Annotated in this window: 5 protein-coding genes; 1 reads left to right on the top strand and 4 read right to left on the bottom strand. The window is 63.6% G+C overall.

From position 1 onward, the window contains the following. Window positions 1-58: 58 nt before the first annotated feature. Window positions 59-220 (top strand): hypothetical protein, encoded by a 162-nt coding sequence (locus ENZ74_RS24595; protein WP_013529243.1) that lies wholly within the window; start codon window positions 59-61, stop codon window positions 218-220. Window positions 221-240: 20 nt separating this feature from the next. Here the strand turns inward: ENZ74_RS24595 and ENZ74_RS24590 are convergent, their stop codons facing one another. The 4 genes from ENZ74_RS24590 to ENZ74_RS24575 form a co-directional block, all read right to left on the bottom strand. Further along, window positions 241-954, bottom strand: a complete 714-nt coding sequence (locus tag ENZ74_RS24590) for an SGNH/GDSL hydrolase family protein (RefSeq protein WP_063169158.1) — start codon at window positions 952-954, stop codon at window positions 241-243. Window positions 955-1,016: 62 nt separating this feature from the next. Further along, window positions 1,017-1,757: a thioredoxin family protein gene (locus ENZ74_RS24585; RefSeq protein WP_063169157.1), complete on the bottom strand. Its 741-nt coding sequence runs from the start codon at window positions 1,755-1,757 to the stop codon at window positions 1,017-1,019. A 164-nt stretch (window positions 1,758-1,921) separates the two neighbouring features. Then, window positions 1,922-2,947, bottom strand: coding sequence for a class I fructose-bisphosphate aldolase (locus tag ENZ74_RS24580; RefSeq protein ID WP_024502995.1), 1,026 nt, complete (start codon window positions 2,945-2,947; stop codon window positions 1,922-1,924). 133 nt (window positions 2,948-3,080) lie between these two features. After that, window positions 3,081-3,900 (bottom strand): phosphoglycerate kinase (locus ENZ74_RS24575; protein ID WP_164761180.1); only part of this gene is annotated, 820 nt, incomplete at its 5' end.

The following is a 3,900-nucleotide window of genomic DNA, read 5'->3' as shown; positions in this document are numbered from 1 at the left end:
TTCTCAGGCAATGAACGACGTGCTTTGACAGCCGGGCGCGTTGCTGGTCAAAGGCGGCATGACGAAATTCCTCGCCCTTGTCATCGCCGGTTTCATGGTCATTCAACTGATCAAGCCGCTTGGCTGGCCAGGCCTCAAGCGACGCGGTGATTTCTGGAAGCTGGCACTGCTCGCCATGGCCGCGATTTCACTGGCGGCCGTGCTCGGGCATTTGACGTAGGACGCACTTGTCGTCGCTGCTCAATGGCCAAGCACCGGGCCGACCAGATGCTCGGCCCAGGCCCGGTAGCCTGCTTCCGAGGCGTGAAAGCCGTCCGAGGCAAAGCCGGCTTCCGGATTGGTGATCGGCAGGCGCGGCGCCGGCACCGCGCCGCGCTCCAGGCAAAGGCGTTCGCCCATCCGGTTCATGTCGGTGGCGCGGATCTCAAGGATCTTTCCGAGCAGCGGCGGCATGGCTGGCGCCCGCGTGAACTCCAGCACCGGCGACCACACCACGCGCGCTTCCGGCCATTTGGCGCGCAGGCCGTAGAGCAGGCCACCGAACTCCTTCTTGAAGCGCGGCACGGAGTGGAAATTCTTGGTGTCGTTGGTGCCGATGGCCAGCACGATATGCGTCCACGGATCGGCCGACAGATTGGGCAGCACATGGTCGCGGATCTGGCCGGACGTTGCCGAATTGAAGCCGGCCGCCCGCCAGCGCACGGCGCGGCCGGTGCTTTGTGAAATCAGCACGGCGAGTTGCGCGGCAAGCCCGTCTTCCGAATTGCCGATGCCGACCGAAGCGGCGGAGGAATCGCCCAGCACCAGAAGCGAGATTGCCGGTGCTGCGCCTGATATTTCGTGCATGACCGGCCCTTGCGCCGGCAGCATGCGCGTGGTGCGGCGTCGCACGCCGAGGCCTTGCCAGATATAGACCGGGAAGGCGAGCCAGGAGAGTAGGGCCGGGAAGCGCATGGCAGTACCGTTAAACGATCAGCGGCAGCCTTAGCGAATGTTTTGGCCGACGGGAACGATCTTCAATCGCAGCAACTCGCCTGCCCCGCCTGCTTGCCCTGATATTCGTCGTGCAGCCGCACCCAATCCATCAGGCCGTGATAGGGGCCGTTCTCGTTGCGGCCCTTCGGCGTCATGTCGAGATAGTCGTAGGCGCCGATCTGCGCCTCGCCGCCGCGGGCGCGCGACATGAAGGTGAGGAAGATGTCGCCGGTCTCGTCCCTGTAGAAGACGCTGGTGCCGGGAAGCTCCTTCGATGTCCGTGGACGGGTCTCGAAATTGTAGGTGGTGCAGCCGGCGGCGATCTGCTTGTCGGTGAAGGAGACCTGCATGTCGAAGTTGAAATCCGAGACATAGGACGACACCCAGTCGAACTTCCAGCCCATGCGCTGCTTGTAAGGCAGAAGTTCCGCCAGGGGAGCGCGCGAAACCACGACCAGCGACACGTCGTGATGCCGTAGATGCTGATTGGCGCCGTCGATATGGTCGGCAAGGAATGAGCAGCCCTCGCAATGATGGGTGCAGCCCGGCCCGAACATGAAGTGATAGACGATCAGCTGGCTGTTAGTGCCAAACAGGTCGGTCAGTCTGTTTGGCCCTTGTTCGGTCTCGAAGACATAGTCTTTCCTGATCTTCAGCCAGGGCAGTTCACGCCGTTCCGCGGCGATCCGCTCGCGAAACCGCGTCAGTTCCTTCTCGCGCGCCAGATGTGCCTTGTGCGCCTGGAACCAGTCTTCGCGCGAAACGATCTTGTTGCGATGCATGAACCTCTCCCTGAATGTCATCCCAAGGACGTTGGGGATGGGCGCAACCCGACATCGCCGGAGAGGAAATAAGGACGGAGAGGCTCCGCCCCAAGCCCTGCAAGTCACAAACAAAAAACCCGGGCGCATCGGCCCGGGTTCGAAGGAGGAAGAAAGGACTGTGATCAGGCGGCCTGTTCCAGGCTCGCCTTCCATTTTCCGAGCGCTGCCAGATGGTTCATGTGGGCGCGATGGGTGAAGGCGGCCTGGCCGGCGGCAACGTTCGAGGCTTTGCCGCTCCAGGCTTTCTGTGGCGCGGCCTGCAGCGCGCGACCATAGGAGAAGGTCAGCTTCCACGGGTGCGGCCCGATGGCGTTGATGGCGTTGAGATTGGCGGTCGCCTCTTCGTCTTCCTGGCCGCCGGAAAGGAAGGCGATGCCCGGCACCGCTGCCGGCACTGTCTCGCGGAACAGTTTTATGGTCTTTTCGGCGACTTCTTCGGGGCTGCTCACCTTGCCCGATTTCCTGCCGGCCAGCACCATGTTGGGCTTCAGGATGGTGCCTTCCAGCACGACGCGCGCCGCATGGAGCTCGTCATAGAGCTTGATCAGCGTTGCCTTCGAAATGTCGTAACAAGTGTCGATGTCGTGGGCGCCGTCCATCAGCACCTCCGGTTCGACGATCGGCACGATGCCGGCTTCCTGGCAGAGGGCGGCATAGCGGGCGAGCGCATGAGCATTGGAGCCGATCGAGGTCGCCGAAGGGACGCCCTTGGCGATATCGATGTCGATTACCGCGCGCCATTTGGCGAAGCGGGCGCCGAGCTTGTAGTAGTCGGCAAGCCGTTCGCGCAGGCCATCGAGGCCTTCGGTGACGGTGTCGCCGGGAAACCTGGCCAGCGGCTTGGCGCCGGCATCGACCTTGATGCCGGGGATGGCGCCGGCCGCCTTGATGATGTCGACCAGCGGCGTGCCGTCGGCGGCCTTCTGGCGGATCGTCTCGTCATAGAGGATGACGCCGGAGATGTAGCGGGTCATCGCCTCCCTGGTGCGGAACATCATCTCGCGGTAATCGCGGCGGCTGTCGGCGGTCGATTCGACGCCGATGACGTCGAAGCGCTTCTTGATGGTGCCGGAACTTTCGTCGGCGGCCAGCAGGCCCTTGCCATCGGCGACGATCGCAGCGGCAATGTCTTCGAGACGTTCGCTCATTGTTGCTTCTCCTGAAACGGTTGTTCCGCGCTTAACGGAAGTCTACCGCCAAAGGAATGGCATCGGAAAGCTCGAATCGATTGAAGCCTCGGGCGGCCTTGTTCGCTCTCCGAGTGTTGATCGCCTCGGAGCCTCAGCGCTTCAACACATCGACGCCGGGCAGCGGCTTGCCTTCCATCCACTCCAGGAAGGCGCCGCCTGCGGTCGAGACATAGGTGAAGTCGTCGGCGACGCCGGCGTGGTTGAGCGCCGCGACCGTATCGCCACCGCCTGCGACCGAGACCAGCTTGCCTTCCTTGGTGCGCGACGCCGCATGCTTGGCCGCCGCCACCGTCGCATGGTCGAAGGGCGCGATCTCGAAGGCGCCGAGCGGGCCGTTCCAGACCAGTGTCGCGGCGCGGTCGATCCATTCGCCGATGGTCGTCACGGTTTTGGCGCCGACATCGAGGATCATCCCGTCGGCCGGCACATCGGAGATGGCGACGGTCTCGCAGGCCGCGCCCGCCTTGAACTCCCTGGCGACGACGCCGTCGACCGGCAGGATGATGGCGCAGCCGGCCTCGGCCGCCTCGATCATGATCTGCTTGGCGGTTGAGGCGAGATCATGCTCGCACAGCGATTTGCCGACATCGGTGCCGCGCGCGGCGAGGAAGGTGTTGGCCATGCCGCCGCCGATGACCAGCGCGTCGACCTTCTTCACCAAGTTCATCAACAGATCGATCTTGGTCGAGACCTTGGCGCCGCCGACAATGGCGACGACCGGACGAACCGGTTTTCCCAAGCCCTTCTCCAGCGCCTCAAGCTCGGCTTGCATGGTGCGGCCGGCAAAAGCCGGCAACAGATGCGCCAGCCCCTCGGTCGAAGAATGCGCGCGGTGCGCGGCCGAGAAGGCGTCGTTGACGAAGATATCGCCATTGGCGGCGAGCTTTTCGGTGAAGGCCGGGTCATTCTTT

It is taken from the genome of Mesorhizobium sp. M7A.F.Ca.CA.002.15.2.1 (genome assembly GCF_003998715.1).
GTDB lineage: Bacteria > Pseudomonadota > Alphaproteobacteria > Rhizobiales > Rhizobiaceae > Mesorhizobium > Mesorhizobium ciceri.
This window is presented reverse-complemented; position numbering and strand designations above follow the sequence as displayed.

Bases quoted from the DNA above. Each gene is read 5' to 3' on its own strand.
- ENZ74_RS24595 (WP_013529243.1), top strand. From the start codon at position 59: ATGACGAAATTCCTCGCCCTTGTCATCGCCGGTTTCATGGTCATTCAA.
- ENZ74_RS24590 (WP_063169158.1), bottom strand. From the start codon at position 954: ATGCGCTTCCCGGCCCTACTCTCCTGGCTCGCCTTCCCGGTCTATATC.
- ENZ74_RS24585 (WP_063169157.1), bottom strand. From the start codon at position 1,757: ATGCATCGCAACAAGATCGTTTCGCGCGAAGACTGGTTCCAGGCGCAC.
- ENZ74_RS24580 (WP_024502995.1), bottom strand. From the start codon at position 2,947: ATGAGCGAACGTCTCGAAGACATTGCCGCTGCGATCGTCGCCGATGGC.